At 70.0% G+C, this 15,340-nt stretch carries 18 protein-coding genes; 15 read left to right on the top strand and 3 right to left on the bottom strand.

Going from position 1 to position 15,340, the window contains the following annotated elements; translation table 11 throughout:
* Positions 1–135: 135 nt before the first annotated feature.
* Positions 136–1,068, bottom strand: coding sequence for a MerR family transcriptional regulator (locus ACWA7K_RS20930; RefSeq protein WP_456163935.1), 933 nt, complete (start codon positions 1,066–1,068; stop codon positions 136–138).
* Positions 1,069–1,541: 473 nt separating this feature from the next.
* Between ACWA7K_RS20930 and ACWA7K_RS20935 the strand changes: the two genes are divergently transcribed.
* From ACWA7K_RS20935 to ACWA7K_RS20970, 8 genes are read left to right on the top strand one after another with little or no spacing between them, the layout of a single operon-like run.
* Entirely contained in the window at positions 1,542–2,861 is a 1,320-nt protein-coding gene (locus ACWA7K_RS20935) for an NAD(P)/FAD-dependent oxidoreductase (RefSeq protein ID WP_456163937.1), read from the top strand.
* Positions 2,858–3,670, top strand: a complete 813-nt coding sequence (locus ACWA7K_RS20940) for a DUF1365 domain-containing protein (protein ID WP_456163939.1) — start codon at positions 2,858–2,860, stop codon at positions 3,668–3,670. The genes ACWA7K_RS20935 and ACWA7K_RS20940 overlap by 4 nt, the downstream gene beginning before the upstream one ends.
* A gap of 38 nt (positions 3,671–3,708) precedes the next feature.
* On the top strand, positions 3,709–4,968 hold the full coding sequence (locus tag ACWA7K_RS20945) for a class I SAM-dependent methyltransferase (protein WP_456163941.1): 1,260 nt from the start codon (positions 3,709–3,711) through the stop codon (positions 4,966–4,968).
* Positions 4,965–5,564 carry a chalcone isomerase family protein gene (locus ACWA7K_RS20950; RefSeq protein ID WP_456163943.1) on the top strand — a complete coding sequence of 200 codons (600 nt, stop codon included), beginning with the start codon at positions 4,965–4,967 and terminating at the stop codon, positions 5,562–5,564. Before ACWA7K_RS20945 ends, ACWA7K_RS20950 begins: the two co-directional genes overlap by 4 nt.
* Positions 5,565–5,568: 4 nt before the next feature.
* Positions 5,569–6,897, top strand: coding sequence for an MFS transporter (locus ACWA7K_RS20955; protein ID WP_456163945.1), 1,329 nt, complete (start codon positions 5,569–5,571; stop codon positions 6,895–6,897).
* Positions 6,898–6,902: 5 nt separating this feature from the next.
* Positions 6,903–7,448, top strand: coding sequence for a DUF3833 domain-containing protein (locus ACWA7K_RS20960; RefSeq protein ID WP_456168899.1), 546 nt, complete (start codon positions 6,903–6,905; stop codon positions 7,446–7,448).
* A gap of 9 nt (positions 7,449–7,457) precedes the next feature.
* Positions 7,458–8,231, top strand: coding sequence for an SDR family NAD(P)-dependent oxidoreductase (locus tag ACWA7K_RS20965; RefSeq protein ID WP_456163947.1), 774 nt, complete (start codon positions 7,458–7,460; stop codon positions 8,229–8,231).
* Position 8,232: 1 nt separating this feature from the next.
* The gene (locus ACWA7K_RS20970) at positions 8,233–8,715 is read left to right on the top strand and encodes a nuclear transport factor 2 family protein (protein ID WP_456163949.1); all 483 of its coding nucleotides are present in this window, start codon (positions 8,233–8,235) and stop codon (positions 8,713–8,715) included.
* A 5-nt stretch (positions 8,716–8,720) separates the two neighbouring features.
* Here ACWA7K_RS20970 and corA read toward each other — a convergent pair whose 3' ends face one another.
* Positions 8,721–9,695, bottom strand: a complete 975-nt coding sequence (corA, locus tag ACWA7K_RS20975; RefSeq protein WP_456163951.1) for a magnesium/cobalt transporter CorA — start codon at positions 9,693–9,695, stop codon at positions 8,721–8,723.
* Positions 9,696–10,084: 389 nt separating this feature from the next.
* Between corA and hpf the strand changes: the two genes are divergently transcribed.
* The 3 genes from hpf to hprK all read left to right on the top strand — a co-directional run bounded on the left by hpf (position 10,085) and on the right by hprK (position 12,178).
* Positions 10,085–10,432, top strand: a complete 348-nt coding sequence (hpf, locus tag ACWA7K_RS20980; protein WP_456163953.1) for a ribosome hibernation-promoting factor, HPF/YfiA family — start codon at positions 10,085–10,087, stop codon at positions 10,430–10,432.
* A gap of 275 nt (positions 10,433–10,707) precedes the next feature.
* A complete protein-coding gene (locus ACWA7K_RS20985) occupies positions 10,708–11,178 on the top strand; it encodes a PTS sugar transporter subunit IIA (RefSeq protein WP_130483747.1) in 471 nt (156 codons plus the stop codon).
* A 34-nt stretch (positions 11,179–11,212) separates the two neighbouring features.
* Positions 11,213–12,178 carry an HPr(Ser) kinase/phosphatase gene (hprK, locus tag ACWA7K_RS20990; protein WP_456163955.1) on the top strand — a complete coding sequence of 322 codons (966 nt, stop codon included), beginning with the start codon at positions 11,213–11,215 and terminating at the stop codon, positions 12,176–12,178.
* 28 nt (positions 12,179–12,206) lie between these two features.
* On the opposite strand, the gene fur is transcribed toward hprK, so the two are convergent.
* On the bottom strand, positions 12,207–12,638 hold the full coding sequence (gene fur, locus ACWA7K_RS20995) for a ferric iron uptake transcriptional regulator (protein WP_456163957.1): 432 nt from the start codon (positions 12,636–12,638) through the stop codon (positions 12,207–12,209).
* A gap of 131 nt (positions 12,639–12,769) precedes the next feature.
* On the opposite strand from fur, the gene ACWA7K_RS21000 reads away from it, so the two are divergent.
* Genes ACWA7K_RS21000 through ACWA7K_RS21015 form a run of 4 tightly spaced genes read left to right on the top strand, consistent with a single transcriptional unit; the run spans position 12,770 to position 15,298 of the window.
* Entirely contained in the window at positions 12,770–13,312 is a 543-nt protein-coding gene (locus tag ACWA7K_RS21000; RefSeq protein WP_456163959.1) for an outer membrane protein assembly factor BamE, read from the top strand.
* A 54-nt stretch (positions 13,313–13,366) separates the two neighbouring features.
* A complete protein-coding gene (gene dapB, locus ACWA7K_RS21005) occupies positions 13,367–14,176 on the top strand; it encodes a 4-hydroxy-tetrahydrodipicolinate reductase (protein ID WP_456163961.1) in 810 nt (269 codons plus the stop codon).
* A gap of 2 nt (positions 14,177–14,178) precedes the next feature.
* Entirely contained in the window at positions 14,179–14,856 is a 678-nt protein-coding gene (locus ACWA7K_RS21010; RefSeq protein ID WP_456163963.1) for a MotA/TolQ/ExbB proton channel family protein, read from the top strand.
* Between the two features lies 1 nt (position 14,857).
* Positions 14,858–15,298 carry an ExbD/TolR family protein gene (locus tag ACWA7K_RS21015; protein ID WP_456163965.1) on the top strand — a complete coding sequence of 147 codons (441 nt, stop codon included), beginning with the start codon at positions 14,858–14,860 and terminating at the stop codon, positions 15,296–15,298.
* Positions 15,299–15,340 lie beyond the last annotated feature (42 nt).

Below are 15,340 nucleotides of genomic sequence, written 5' to 3' on the forward strand. Positions count from 1 at the left end.
GACTTGGGTGCGGGCACTCGGGCTTGGATGAACGCAAGCTTAGGTGCCGGGCCGCGTGACTCGGTTCACGGGCCTTGACGCAACCGTTGGAAAACTCTGAACGTCCGTGGCAGGCGTCGAACGTTCCGGCCGGCCTCAGAGGTGCTCGGCGCGCCAGCGGTCGATCTCCGGCGGCAGGGCGTCAAGCCGGCCCAGCATGACGATGCCGTCCGGACTGCGACGTTGCATCGCCTGCAGCGGCGTGCCGGCCCAGATCTCGACCCGGGCGGGCAACGAGCGCCGCAGCTCGGCCAGGCAGTCCAGCGCCAGGTTCGGGTTGCTGGCGGCCGAGAAGCTCATCGCGACGACGTCGGCCTGATGGGCCTCGGCGGCCAGCAGGATGTCGCGCATCGGCGTCTGTCGGCCCAGGCTCATGTTGAAGCAGCCGCGCACCAGCAGCACGGCCTCGGCCATCAGCAGGCCCAGGCCGTGGTTCTCGAACGTGGCGGTGGCCAGCAGCACGCGCGGCCGGGCGCTCAGGCCGGATTCGGGGCCGGCGGCGATGGCCGAACGCAGCACGGTCTCGAGCACCTCGCTGGCGATGTGTTCCTCGAACACCTCCAGCTGGCCGCGCGACCAGGCGTTGCCCAGCTCGGTCAGCATCGGCACGACCAGGTCGAGCACGAAACGTTCAAGGCCCAGCCGCAGCAGCGCCTGACCGAGCGAGCGCCGCAGCGCGCCGATCTCGTGGCGGCGCAGCATCTCGAGCAGCCGCTCGACGTCGGTCGGATCACGTTCGTCCGCACCCAGGCCACGCGGGGCCGTCGAGCCGCCGTTGCCATTCCCGTTGCCGTTGCCGTTGCCGCCCAGGTGGAGCAGGTCCTCCAGCGCCAGGCCGACGATCCGGCCCGGGCGATGGCCGGCATCGAGCAGCCGCTTGATGTGTCGGAGACGTTCGACCTGGTCAGGCGGGTAGAGCCGCTCGCCGTTGGCATCGCGCACCGGCTGGGGAAAACCGTAGCGCCGCTCCCAGACGCGCAGGGTGTCCTTGCCGATGCGGGTGTCGCGCTCGACGGCGGCAATTGTCATGGACAGACGGTGGGGACTGAGTTCGGCGCTCATGGTCTGACAGTGGGATGCAAGTCGGTCTGAATGGCAAGCAGGGCGATCCGGCGACCCTGATGTGTCCAGGACAATCAATTGAAAGTCTCGTCCTTCGTCCGTAATATAGCCACCTGATCGGCATCTGACCAGGACAAACCTTGGTCGGCCGCCCCCAACAGCTGTTCGGCCGCCAGGCGGCGCGGCATTGTCACGACGAGGGAACTTCCCATGATTCGACGACTCATCGACAAGGTGCGGCCCACCGAGGAGGGTGTGGCTGCATCCGTCAGAGGCGGGGCTGCGTACAGCGACTCCATGACGGCACAACACCCTCGTTTTCAACCGTGCAGACGGTCGGCATCGCCGATGGCCCGCTCGAAGCGTCTCTCCTCCTCCCTCCCTCCCTCGTTCGCTTCGGGTTGCTGCACGGTTGCCTTCATGGCTGACGGAGGCGCGCGATGAAGCGCGTCGCCGTCATCGGGGCCGGCATCTCCGGCCTGTCCGCCGCCTGGCAGATCAACGAACCCGGACTCGACACCGACGTGCAGATCACGCTGTTCGAGGCCGGTTCGACGCTGGGCGGCCATGCTCACACCGTCGACGTGACGCTGCCCGATGGCCGCGGGCGGCCGATCACGCATGGCGTCGACACCGGCTTCCTGGTCTACAACCCGCGCACCTACCCGAACCTGGTCCGGCTGTTCGACGAGCTGCAGGTGCCGGTGGCGACCTCGGACATGTCGTTCTCGGTCCAGTCGATGGCCGACGGCCTGGAATGGAGCGGCAGCAACCTCGACGGCGTGTTCGCCCAGCGCCGCAACCTGCTGCGGCCGGCCTTCATCGGCATGCTGGCCGAGCTGCTGCGCTTCAACCGCGTGACGACCGCGCTGGCGCTGGCTGGCGAGGACGTCGCGCTGGCCCAGCCGATCGGCGCCTTCCTGGATGAACACCGCTTCGGCGACGCCTTCCGGCGCTGGTACCTGCTGCCGATGATCGGCTGCATCTGGTCCTGCCCGACCGAGCAGATGCTGCGGTTCCCGATCGGCACGCTGATCCGCTTCTGCCACAACCACGGCCTGCTGCAGGTCGACAACCGGCCGCAATGGCACACCGTGCGCGGCGGCTCGCGCGAGTACGTGCGGCGCATGCTGCCGCGGATCGGCCGGGTCCGACTGACCACGCCGGTGCAGGCGGTGCGCCGGCTCGATGACGGCGGCGTGCGCGTGCACAGCGCCGGGGGCGTCGAGCGGTATGACGAGGTCGTGTTCGCCTGCCACAGCGACCAGGCGCTGGCCATCCTGGGCGAGGACGCCAGCGCGGCCGAGCGCGAGGTGCTGGGCGCCATCCGCTACCACCCGAACCGGGCCGTGCTGCACACCGACACCGCCGTGCTGCCACGTCGCCGTCGCGCCTGGGCGGCGTGGAACTACGAACACGGCGGCGACGCGCACGAGTCTTCCGCCGTCTGCCTGCATTACCTGATCAACCGCCTGCAGCCCCTGCCGTTCGAGCAGCCGGTGGTCGTGTCGCTGAACCCCGTGCGCGAGCCCGATCCTGCCCGCGTGCTGGGCAGCTACGACTACGCCCATCCGGTGTTCGACCTGGCCGCGATCGACGCGCAGCGCCGCGTGCCGTCGCTGCAGGGCCAGCGCCACACGTGGTTCTGCGGCGCCTGGACCGGCTATGGCTTCCACGAGGACGGCCTGAAGTCCGGCCTGGCGGTGGCCGGACAGCTGCGCCGGGCGCTGGTCGAAGACCGCGAGAGACTGGCGGCATGAACCCCGCCGACCGGCCGACGCCCGGCGTGGACACGCCCGCGCCGCTGCTGCTGCGTGGCGAAGTCACGCACACGCGGCTGCGGCCGACGCTGCACGGCTTTCGCTATCCGACCTGGATGCTGATGCTGCCGCTGCGCGCCTGGGCACGTCGGCCGGGTGGCGCGCTGGCGCGCAACCGGGCCGCGCTGGTGAGCTTCCGCGATGCCGATCACGGCGAAGGCGGCGGCGACGCGCTGGCCTGGGTCGACGCGCTGCTGCGCCGCGAGGGCATCCCGGCGTCCGACCTGGACGGCGGCGAGATCTGGCTGCAGACCTATCCGCGCGTGCTGGGCTACGCCTTCAAGCCGGTCAGCTTCTGGTATGCCCATGCAGCCGACGGCCGGTTGGTGGCCGTGCTGGCCGAGGTCAACAACACCTTCGGCGAACGCCACGCCTACCTGCTGAGCGGTGACACGCTGGGCTGGGGCCGCGAGGTCACGGCGCGCAAGGTCTTCCACGTCTCGCCGTTCTGTGCGGTCGAAGGCGGCTACCGTTTCCGCTTCCTGCGCAGCGAGGCCACCGGCTCGCGGCCGGCCCGGCTGATCGCCCGCGTCGACCACGACGACGCGCAGGGGCCGCTGATCGAGACCCGCATCAGCGGCGAACTCCTGCCGCTGACCGCGCGCCACCTGTGGCGCGCCTGGCTGGCGATGCCGCTGCTGACGATGGGCGTCATGGCGCGCATCCACTGGCAGGCGCTGCGGCTGTGGCTCAAGCAGGTGCCGTTCTTCCGCAAGCCCGAGCCGCCTTCCGTCCCCGTCAGCCGATAAGGCCGATCCACCCTTCCCGTCTTCCGCCGAGAAACGACATGCTCGACCAGACCCTGACCGCCTCCCGCGCCGACAAGGCACTCGGTGTCCTGACCCAGGACCTCGACACGCTGCTGCCGCGCCTGCCGCTGGCCGCCCGATCGGTGCTGCGTTGCCTGCGCCAGATCCGCCACGGCTCGATCGAGCTGCACCTGCCGGACGGCGAGCTGCTGCGGGTGGGGCATGGCGAGGCGCCCCACGCGGCGCTGCGCATCCACGACTGGTCGGTCTGCTCGGCGGTGCTGAAGTCCGGCGACATCGGCCTGGCAGAGGCCTTCATCGACGGCCGCTGGACCACCCGCGACCTGCCCGGCCTGCTGCGCTTCTTCCTGGCCAACCGCGACGCGATCGAGCGCGTCGTCTACGGCAGCCGCTGGGGCAGCCTGCTGTACCGCCTGCGCCACCTGCTCAACCGCAACAGCCGGCGCGGCAGCCGTCGCAACATCCACGCGCACTACGACCTGGGCAATGCCTTCTACGAGCGCTGGCTGGACGGCTCGATGAACTACTCCAGCGCCTGGTTCAACGAAGGCTTCGAGCAGACGCTCGAATCGGCCCAGCAGGCCAAGATGGCCCGTGCGCTCGACGAGGCCGGCGTGCAGCCCGGCAGCCGCGTGCTGGAGATCGGCTGCGGCTGGGGCGCCGTGGCCGAGACGGCCGCCCGCGCCGGCGCCCACCTGACCGGCGTCACGCTGTCGACCGAACAACTGGCGTGGGCACAGCGCCGGCTGGCCGATGCCGGCCTGGCCGAACGTGCCGACCTGCGCCTGCAGGACTACCGCGACATCGCCGATGCGCCGTTCGACGCCGTCGTCTCGATCGAGATGTTCGAGGCCGTCGGCCGCGACTACTGGCCCGGCTACTTCGAGACCGTGCGGCGCTGCCTGAAGCCGGGCGGCGCGGCCTGCATCCAGACCATCACGATCCACGACGACCTGTTCGAGCGCTACGTGCGCTCGACCGACTTCATCCAGCAGTACATCTTCCCGGGCGGCCTGCTGCCCAGCCCGAAGGAGTTCTGCCTGGCCGCCGAACGCGCCGGCCTGGTGGTCGAACGCCAGATGGCCTTCGGCCCCGACTACGCCGAGACGCTGCGGCGCTGGCGTGCGCTGTTCCTGGCGCAGGACGAGGCGGTGCGCAGCCTCGGCTTCGACACCCGCTTCATGCGGACCTGGGAGTTCTACCTCGCCTACTGCGAGGCCGCCTTCGACGCCGGCAGCACCGACGTCGTCCAGTTCACGCTGCGGCGGCCGTCATGAAGCGGCGCCACGCCTGTCTCGCACTGCTGGCTGGCGTGTCGGTCGGGTCGATCGCGCCGATCGGTGCGGTCGCCCGCGCCAACACGCCGGCCGTCGCCGAGACCCTGGCCGTGGCGCCGGCCGAGATCGCCGACGGCCTGCCCGAAGTCCGGCTGCAGGGCCGCATGCGCTTTCGCTGGTTCGGCCTGCACGTCTACGACGCCCGGCTGTGGACCGTGCGACCGCTGCGCGAGGCCGACGACATCGTCCGCCAGCCCTATGCACTGGAGCTGGACTACGCGCGCCGGTTCGAGGGCAAGGCGATTGCCGAGCGTTCGCTCGACGAGATGAAGCGGCAGGAGCCGATCAGCGAGGCCCAGGCGCGCGACTGGCTGCAGGCCATGCGCCTGGCCTTCCCGGATGTCGCTCCGGGTGACCGGCTGGTCGGCCTGCATCGGCCGGGTCGGGGCGTGCAGTTCCTGCACAACGGCCGCATCACCGGTGAAGTCGCCGACCCCCGCTTTGCGCGCCTGTTCTTCGGCATCTGGCTGTCACCGGCCAGCCGCGAGCCCGAGCTGCGCGCGCAGCTGCTGGGCAACGTCGTGTCGAGTCGCTGACCCGGTGGACGCCGACCGGTCATCGCCGCCTCGCCCGGGTCTCCTCCAGCGCCTGTCCGAGGGCCTGTCCTACGGCCTGCTCGGCCTGCCGCTGGCCTTCGTCGCGCTGCCGCTCTATGTGCTGCTGCCGCACCACTACGCCGATCGACATGCCGTGCCGCTGGCCGCGCTCGGCGGCCTGCTGCTGGCCGTGCGGGTGTTCGATGCGGTGCTCGATCCGGCGCTCGGCCGTCTCGCCGACCGGCTGCTGGACCGGCCGGGGCGGCGTGCCTGGCAGGTCATCGGCGCCTGTGCCGCCACCATGGCCGCCGGCTTCTGGGCCTTGTTCCACGCGCCGGCCGGCGCCAGCCTGAACGCGCTGCTGGCCTGGTGTGGCGCCGGGCTGGTGCTGACCTGTCTGGCCTACAGCCTGGCCGGCATCGCCCACCAGGCCTGGGGCGCGCGGCTGCGCGGCGGTGACCTGGCGCAGGCCCGCCGCGTCGCCTGGCGCGAAGGCGCCGCGCTGGTCGGCGTGATGGTGGCGAGCGTGCTGCCGTCGCTGGCCGGACTGGATGTCACGGCCGCCGTGCTGGCGCTGCTGATGCTGGCGGGCTGGTGGGCCTTGCGGGCCGTGCCGACGGTGCCGGTGCTGCCGGCGTTGCCGACCGCCCGTCAGGATGAGGCGCAGCCCGCAGCCGCCCCGTCGCCGTGGACGCTGCAGGGCTTCACGCCGCTGCTGGCCGTCTACCTGATCAACGGCATCGCCAGCGCGGTGCCGGCCACGCTGGTGCTGTTCTTCGTGCGCGACCGGCTGCAGGCACCGGCGTGGGAGGGCGCCTTCCTGGCGAGCTATTTCGCCGCTGCCGCGCTGTCCTTGCCGCTGTGGCTGCGCGCGGTCGACCGGCTGGGGCTGGTGCGCACCTGGCTGTTGGGCATGCTGCTGTCGGTGGCGACCTTCGCGTTCGCGACCGCCCTGGGCGCCGGCGACGTCGGCGGCTTCCTGGCCGTCTGCATCGCCAGCGGCCTCGCGCTCGGTGCCGACCTGGCCGTGCCGGGCGCGCTGCTGGCCGGCGTCGTGCAGCGGGCTCATCGCGTGAGCCAGCCGGAAGCCTCGGCCGAAGGCGTCTGCTTCGGCTGGTGGAACGCTGCCACCAAGCTCAACCTGGCCTTGTCCGCCGGGCTCGTCCTGCCGGCCCTGGACCTGGCCGGCTACCGCCCCGGCTCGACCGACCCGCAGGCGCTGCAGGCCCTGGGCCTGGCCTATGCGGTGCTGCCCTGCCTGCTCAAGCTGGCCGCCGCCGCGCTGCTGTGGCGCTGCGCCCCTCACATCCAACCCTCGAAGGAAGCCCGATGAACACGATGATCCCGAGGTTCGGCCGGCGGCTGCTGCTGGCGGCGGCTGCCGCCACCGCGATGACGCTGGCCGGCTGCGCCGGTCCCCAGGTGCAGGACTACGCCCATGAAGAGCCCCGGCTGGACCTGCGCGACTACTTCAACGGCGACATGGTCGCGCACGGCCTGTTCACCGACCGCTCCGGTGCCGTCAAGCGGCGTTTCACCGTCAAGCTCAAGGGCACCTGGCAAGGCGACTCGGGCGTGCTGGAGGAGGACTTCCTCTACAGCGACGGCGAGACCGAGCGGCGCGTCTGGCGCATCCAGCGCACGGCCGATGGCCGCTACGTCGGCCGCGCCGATGATGTCGTCGGCGAGGCGCAAGGCGAGGCCGCCGGCAACGCGCTGCGCTGGCGCTATACGCTGCGCCTGAAGGTCGACGGCAGCACCTGGGACGTGCAGTTCGACGACTGGATGTTCCTGATGGACCGGCAGGTGATGCTCAACCGCGCGGCGATGAGCAAGTTCGGCATCCACCTGGGCGACGTGACCCTGTCCTTCCACAAGCCCTGAGCGCACACGATGGCCCTGAACCCGAAGATCGACGACTGGCGCCACCGCGTGGTGTGGCTGGTGGGTGCCTCGACCGGCATCGGCCGGGCCTGTGCCGAGCGGCTGGCCGAACGCGGCGCGCATGTGGCGGTGTCGGCCCGCAACGGCGAGGCGCTGGCGCAGTTCGGCCTGCGCCACCGCGACGCGCTGGTGCTGCCGCTGGACGTTGCCGAGCCGGGCGTGCTGGCCGGCGCGGCCGACACCATCCGGGCCCGCTGGGGCCGCATCGACCTGGTCGTCTACTGCGCCGGCACCTACCGGGCCCAGCGCGCGACCGAATACGACCTGGCCGACATGCTGCGCCACCAGCAGGTCAACTACGTCGGCGCGCTGCACCTGCTCGATGCCGTGCTGCCGATCCTGCAGGAACAGCGTGGCGGCCACCTGAGCCTGATCTCCAGCGTGGCCGGCTATCGCGGCCTGCCGCAGGCGCTGGCCTATGGTCCGACCAAGGCCGCGCTGCAGAACCTGGCCGAGGTGCTCTACCTCGACCTGCACGACCTGGGCATCGGCGTGTCGGTGGTCAACCCCGGCTTCGTCGAGACGCCGCTGACGGCGCAGAACGAGTTCCGCATGCCGGCGCTGATCTCGCCGGCAGCGGCGGCCGACGCGATGCTGGCGGGCTGGGCGCGCGGCGACTTCGAGATCCACTTCCCGAAGCGTTTCACCTGGGCGCTCAAGCTGATCGGGCTGCTGCCGCCGGGCCTGTACTTCAAGGCGATCCGTCGCGCGACGGGGCTCTGAGATGGCCACCGCGCCGCGCCACCCGGACGCCAGGATGGCCGTGCTGATCGGCTATTTCGAGCAGCTCGACCGCGCCAGCCTGGCCCGCGTCGACACGGTCTACGCTCGCGACGCGCGCTTCAAGGATCCGTTCAACGAGGTCCGCGGCACGCCCGCCATCGCGGCGATCTTCGGCCACATGTTCGACACGATGACCGCCCCGCGCTTCATCGTGAGGGACGCGGTGGTGCAGGGCGATGACGCCTTCCTGACCTGGGACTTCGTGTTCGAGTCGACGGCCTTGCGGCGCGCCCCGGACGGCAGCACGCGCCAGTGCATCCGTGGTGCCTCGCACCTGAAGCTCGACGCGCAGGGCCGCATCACCGATCACCGCGACTACTGGGACGCGGCCGAGGAACTGCACGAGAAGCTGCCGCTGATCGGCGCGCTGATGCGCTGGCTGCGGCGCCGGCTGGCGACGCCGGACGCCGGCCCGGCCGGCTGACGCGCTCAGCGCATCCAGCCCTTGCGGCGGAAGTAGATCAGCGGCGCGGCGACCGAGGCCACCATCAGGCCGAGCGCGAACGGGTAGCCCCAGGTCTGACGCAGCTCGGGCATGAACTCGAAGTTCATGCCGTAGATGCTGGCGATCAGCGTGGGCGGCAGCAGCGCGACCGATGCCACCGAGAAGATCTTGATGATCTTGTTCTGGTTGATGTTGATGAAGCCGACCGTGGCGTCCATCAGGAAGTTGATCTTGTCGAACAGGAAGGCGGTGTGCGAATCGAGCGAGTCGATGTCGCGCATGATCTGGCGCGCTTCCTCGAACTGCTCGGCATTGAGCATGCGGCTGCGCATCATGAAGCTGATGGCGCGGCGCGTGTCCATCACGTTGCGGCGGATGCGGCCGTTGAGGTCTTCCTCGCGTGCGATGGCGGCCAGCGCCTCGCCGGCGGCGCGGTCGTCGATCTCCTGCTTGAGCACACCCGCGCTGACACGTTCGAGGTTGTCGTAGATGCCCTCCAGCGCATCGGCCGAATACTCGGCGTCGGCGTCGTAGAGCTTGAGCAGCACGTCCTTGGCGTCCTCGATCAGGGCGGGGATGCGGCGCGCCCGCAGGCGCAGCAGGCGGAACACCGGCAGGTCCTCGGCATGGACCGAGAACAGCACGTTGTTGAACAGGATGAAGGCGACGCGGACGTTGCGCGGCGTCTCGTCGTCGTCGATCAGGAAGTCCGAGCGGATGTGCAGCTCGCCGTTGTCTTCCTCGTAATAGCGGGCCGATTCCTCCAGGTCCTCGCCGACCTCGGTGTCGGGCGTGCGCAGGCCGAAGCGCTGTTCGACCCAGGCCTTCTCCTGCTCGGTCGGAGCCTCGAGGTCGACCCAGACCGGCGCCAGCGTGGCGGTGGCCTCGGGCTTGTCGATCTCGGCTTCGATCTCGACCTGGTAGAGCCGGCCGTTGACCAGCGTGAAGACGTTGAGCATGCAGGCTCCTGGGGGCGACCTGGGATGTCGCGCGCCGCCAGATGGCGTCTTGTGGCGTCCTGCGGCGAGCCGCCGGGAACCCCGCGCAAAGCCGGCGAGTATCGCACCGCGACCCCGGCTGCCCGACCCCTCCGCGAGACCCGGGGCGCCAGGGTGGCGGCGCCTCCGAGCGCATCCCGGGACGGGGCTGCATGCTCGCAAACACGGAGCGTAGCGCGAAAGATCGGGCTCCAGTGCAATCCCGCACGGGGCAGGTGCGGCACCCGGTCCCGACCTTGCCAGGGCCAGTTGATGGGGTCACACTCAAGTCACACAAGACAGGCAGGGCGAGGGCCCGCGCCGCCAGGCCCCCGCCGAGAGATTCCCCACCACCCCTCTATGGAGGCCTCATGAACCTGACGATCAGTGGACACCACCTGGAAGTGACCCCGGCGCTGCGTGAGTACGTTCTCACGAAGCTGGACCGGGTCACGCGGCACTTTGACCAGGTCGTGGATGTGAACGTCCTGCTGACGGTCGAGAAACTCAAGGAAAAGGAGAGGCGCCAGAAGGCTGAAGTGACGCTCCATGCCAAGGGCAAGGACATCTTCGTCGAAAGCTCCCATGAAGACCTGTATGCCGCGATCGACCAGCTGATGGACAAGCTCGATCGCCAGGTGGTCCGCCACAAGGACAAGCTCCAGGACCACCACCACGCCACCGCCAAGCGCCTCGACGCGACCGGTGACGCCATCTGAGACGTCGCTCAACCCTGACGACGACGGGGCCTTCGGGCCCCTTTCTCATGTCCGCCGCACAGGACTGGTGCGCCGGAATCGGGGAAATCTGAAAGGCGTGAACCTTTTCCCAGCCGAGTTGCAAACGTTTGTTGCAATGCGGCAACCGTGCACTGAACCACGGTGCGCCTGAGGGATGGCCCGTGCCCATCGCGGATGCCGATTCCTATAATCATTTTCCCCGTCCCCACCGAGGCGCCCGCCAAGGCTCAGGCCCAAACCGGCGCTCGATCCCGATGAACCGACTCGCCGCCATCCTGCCCGCCAGCAATGTTCTCGTGCAGGTGGACGCATCCAGCAAGAAGCGTGCGTTCGAACAGGCTGGCCTGCTGTTCGAGAACCAGCACGCCGTGGCCCGTGCCACCGTGACGGACAACCTGTTCGCGCGTGAGCGGCTGGGCTCGACCGGTCTGGGACATGGGGTGGCGATTCCGCACGGTCGCATCAAGGGCCTGAAGAATCCGCTGGCGGCGGTGATCCGCGTGGCCCAGCCGATCGCCTTCGAGGCGCCCGACGATGAACTCGTCTCGCTGATGATCTTCCTGCTGGTGCCCGAGGCGGCGACCCAGCGGCACCTGGAGATCCTGTCGGAAATCGCCGAGCTGTTGTCCGACCGCGACCTGCGCGAGCGCCTGAAGACCGAGCCCGAGGCCGCCAAGGTCCACGAGCTGATCAGCCGCTGGGAACCGCTGAAGTCGGTCGCCTGAGCACGGTCGACCGACTCCCGCCAACGGCCCGCGCGTGAAACCCACCGTCATCAGCGCCGAGGCGCTGTTCGATGCCCACCGCGTCGCGCTGAAGTGGGAATGGATCGCCGGCCATGCCGCGCCGGAACGCCGCTTCGACGAGGTGGCGGTTCGCGATGCGCAGTCGGCCGCCGACCTGGTCGGCTACCTGAACTACATCCACCCCTACCGGGTCCAGATCCTGGGTCGACGCGAGGTCGCCTACCTCGACCACGTCGACAGCGACCAAGAGCGCCAGGGCCGGCGCATCTCGCGCATCGTCACGCTGGAGCCGCCGGTGCTGGTCGTGGCCGATGGCTGCACGCCGCCCGAGAAGCTCGTCGCGATGTGCGAGCGGGCCGAGATTCCGCTGTTCTGCACGCAGGAATCGGCCGGCCACTGCATCGACATCCTGCGCGGCTACCTGGGCCAGCACTTTGCCGAACGGACCTCGCGCCACGGTGTCTTCATGGACATCCTGGGCCTGGGCGTGCTGCTGACCGGCGAGTCCGGCCTGGGCAAGAGCGAACTGGGCCTGGAGCTGATCTCGCGCGGTCACGGCCTGGTGGCCGACGACGTGGTCGACCTCTACCGCGTCGCGCAGACCGCCGTCGAGGGTCGCTGCCCCGAGCTGCTGCGCAACCTGCTGGAAGTGCGCGGCATCGGCCTGCTCGACATCAAGGCGATCTTTGGCGAGACGGCGGTGCGCCGCAAGATGCGGCTCAAGCTGATCGTCCACCTGGTCCGCAAGGAGACGCTGGACCGCGACTTCGAGCGCATCCCCTACGAGCCGCTGTACGAGGACATCCTCGGCATGCCCGTGCGCAAGGTGGTGATCGCGGTGGATGCCGGCCGCAACCTGGCGGTGCTGGTCGAGGCGGCGGTGCGCAACACCGTGCTGCAGCTGCGCGGCATCGACACCTACCAGGAATTCATCCGTCGCCACCGCGACCTGATGGACCAGGGCGACGCCGGTCTCTGAGCGCCCGGAGCGAGCCCGGGCGCCGGGCTCACTTGGCCGGCCGGTGCGGGCAGGCCGTCTTGGTGCACTGGGCGTAGAGCGCCAGCGAGTGTTCCTGCAGCTGGTAGCCGCGTTCGAGCGCGATCTCGTGCTGGCGCTTCTCGATCTGCGGGTCGTAGAACTCCTCGACCCGGCCGCAGTCCATGCACACGAGATGGTCGTGGTGCTGGCCTTCGTTGAGCTCGAAGACCGACTTGCCGCTCTCGAAGTGGTTGCGCGTCAGCAGGCCGGCCTGCTCGAACTGCATCAGCACGCGGTAGACGGTCGCCAGGCCGATGTCCGAGCCCTCGGCCAGCAGCAGCTTGTAGACGTCCTCGGCGGTCATGTGCCGCTCGCTGGCGCGCTGGAAGACCTCGAGGATCTTGATGCGTGGCAGCGTGGCCTTCAGGCCCGAGCTCTTCAGTTCATCCGCATGTGTCATGGGTCGTCGGCAGGTCGGACCGTCGGGCGCGGGGCGCGCCTCGTTAGAATTTGCCGATCATATCGGCATGAACCGGCAGCGACGGACAGGCCGGAAACCACCCAGAGGCTCTCGTGATCCGGTCCCTTTTCATGCGCCCCTTGCTGGCTTGCGCCGCCCTGATCGCCGTCGGTCTCACGGCCGGATGTTCTGCCTCCGCCGATCCTGACCAGCGCTTCGCCGGCCTGATCACGCCCTACCGGATGGAGGTCGTGCAAGGCAACGTGGTGACCCAGGAGATGGCCGCCCAGCTGCGCCCCGGCCTGACGCGCGAACAGGTCCGCAACCTGCTCGGCTCGCCGCTGCTGGCCGATGTCTTCCATGCCGACCGCTGGGACTACGTCTTCACGATCCGCCGCCAGGGCGCCGCGCCGCAGCGTCGTCACCTGACCGTGCTGTTCCAGGGCGACAAGGTGAGCAGTTTCGAGGCGCCGCAACTGCCTTCCGAACGCGAGTTCGTCGAGTCGATCGATGTCGCCAAGGTCGAGCGCAAGGCGGTGCCGCTGGCCCTCAGCGACGACCAGCTGCGCGCCTTGCCCCTGCCGAAACCGGCCGAGTCCGCCGCAGCGGCCGGCCAGGCTGCCAGCGCGCCGGCGCGTGCCTATCCCCCTCTCGAGCCATTGCCGGCTCGCTGATCCCGCCCTACACCCACTGTTCTGGCTGCCACTCGCGCGGCCCCGGGAACCCCGATGACCGAAGCTCTTCCGATCGCCATTGCCGGCTGCACCGGCCGCATGGGCCACATGCTGATCGAGGCCGTGATGGCCGCCGACGACTGCCGCCTGTCCGGCGCGCTCGACCGCATCGGCAGCCCCGCCGAGGGCCATGACGCGGCGGCCTTCCTGGGGCAGTCCAGCGGCGTGGCGATCACGTCCGACCTGAAGGCCGGCCTGGCCGCCTCGCGCTACCTGATCGACTTCACCCGCCCCGAAGGCACGATGGCGCACCTGGCCGTCTGCCGCGAACTGGGCGTCAAGATGATCATCGGCACGACCGGTTTCAGCGAGGCCCAGAAGGCCGAGATCGACGCCGCCTCGCGCGACATCGCGATCATGCTGGCGCCCAACATGAGCATCGGCGTCAACGTCGTGCTCGGATTGCTCGACATGGCCGCCCGCGCGATGAGCCACGGCTACGACATCGAGGTCATCGAGGCCCACCACCGCCACAAGGTCGACGCGCCCAGCGGCACCGCGCTGAAGATGGGCGAGGTGCTGGCCCAGGCGCTCGGCCGCGACCTGAAGGACTGCGCCGTCTACGCCCGCGAGGGCATCACCGGCGAGCGTGATCCGTCCAGCATCGGCTTCGCGACGATCCGCGGCGGCGACATCATCGGCGACCACACCGTGCTGTTCGCGGGCATCGGCGAGCGCATCGAGATCACCCACAAGTCGTCCAGCCGCTCGACCTACGCGCAAGGCGCGTTGCGCGCGGCGCGTTTCCTGTCGGGCAAGGCCAATGGCCTGTACGGCATGAACGACGTCCTCGGCTTCGCCTGAGCATGAACGCGCTGCAGCTCGTCTGGTCCCAGGGTGACGGCGTCAGCCGCGCCGTCGCGCTGGTCCTGCTGGCGATGTCGGTCAGCGCCTGGGTGCTGATCTTCTGGAAGACCTGGGTGCTGCAGCGGGCCCGTCACGACCTCGGCCGCATCGTGCCGGCCTTCTGGGACGCGCCCGACCTGGCCGCCGGCGCGCGCCTGCTGGCCGAACGTGACCGCGAGGCCGTCCTGCTGCCGCTGTTCGACGCGGCCCGGGCGATGCCGTCGGGCGGTTCGCTCGCGGCCGGGGCCCAGGCCCAGGCCCAGCTGACGCGCCGGCTGCGCGACGCGCTGCACGCGGTGCTGGCGCAGTTGCAGCAGGGCCAGGTCGTGCTGGCCTCGATCGGCGCGACGGCCCCGTTCATCGGCCTGTTCGGCACGGTCTGGGGCATCTACCACGCGCTGGTCGGCATCTCGGCCTCGGGCAGCGTCAGCATCGACAAGGTCGCCGGTCCGGTCGGCGAGGCGCTGATCATGACCGCCGCCGGCCTGGCGGTGGCGATCCCGGCGGTGCTGGCCTACAACCTGTTCGGTCGCTGGCTCGGTGCCTGCGAGGCCGATCTCGAAGGCTGGGCCCACGACCTGCGCGAGCTGTTCGCGCCGGGTGCGTCCGCGTCCGACCACGACGGGCGGGACGACTGACATGGCGCTGGGCCGTCTGGAGCGGCGCAGCCAGCCGCAGCCGATGAGCGAGATCAACATGACCCCGCTGATCGACGTCATGCTGGTGCTGCTGGTCATCTTCATGATCACCGCGCCGCTGATGGGCGCGAGCCTCAAGCTCGACCTGCCGAAGGCCGACGGCGCGACGCCGCAGGTCGAGACGCCGGCAGCGATCCAGGTCGGCCTGCAGGCCAACGGGGCGCTTTATCTCGGCGAGGAGCGGGTCGATGACGCCGCCTTCGCGCGCCGCATCGGCGAACTCGGCCAGCGCGCCGAGGCCGAGCGTCCCGAGGTCCAGTTGCGTGCCGACCAGGCCACCCCCTACGGGCTGGTCGCGCAGCTGATCGGCCGGCTGCAGCAGGCCGGCCTGAACCGCATCGCCTTCGTCACCGAGCCGGTCGCGCCAGCCGCCAGCCGCTGACCTGCCGCGCCGGTCGGCGACAGGCCCGACGACGATAATCCG

It is taken from the genome of Leptothrix mechoopdaensis (SeqCode) (assembly GCF_053893855.1).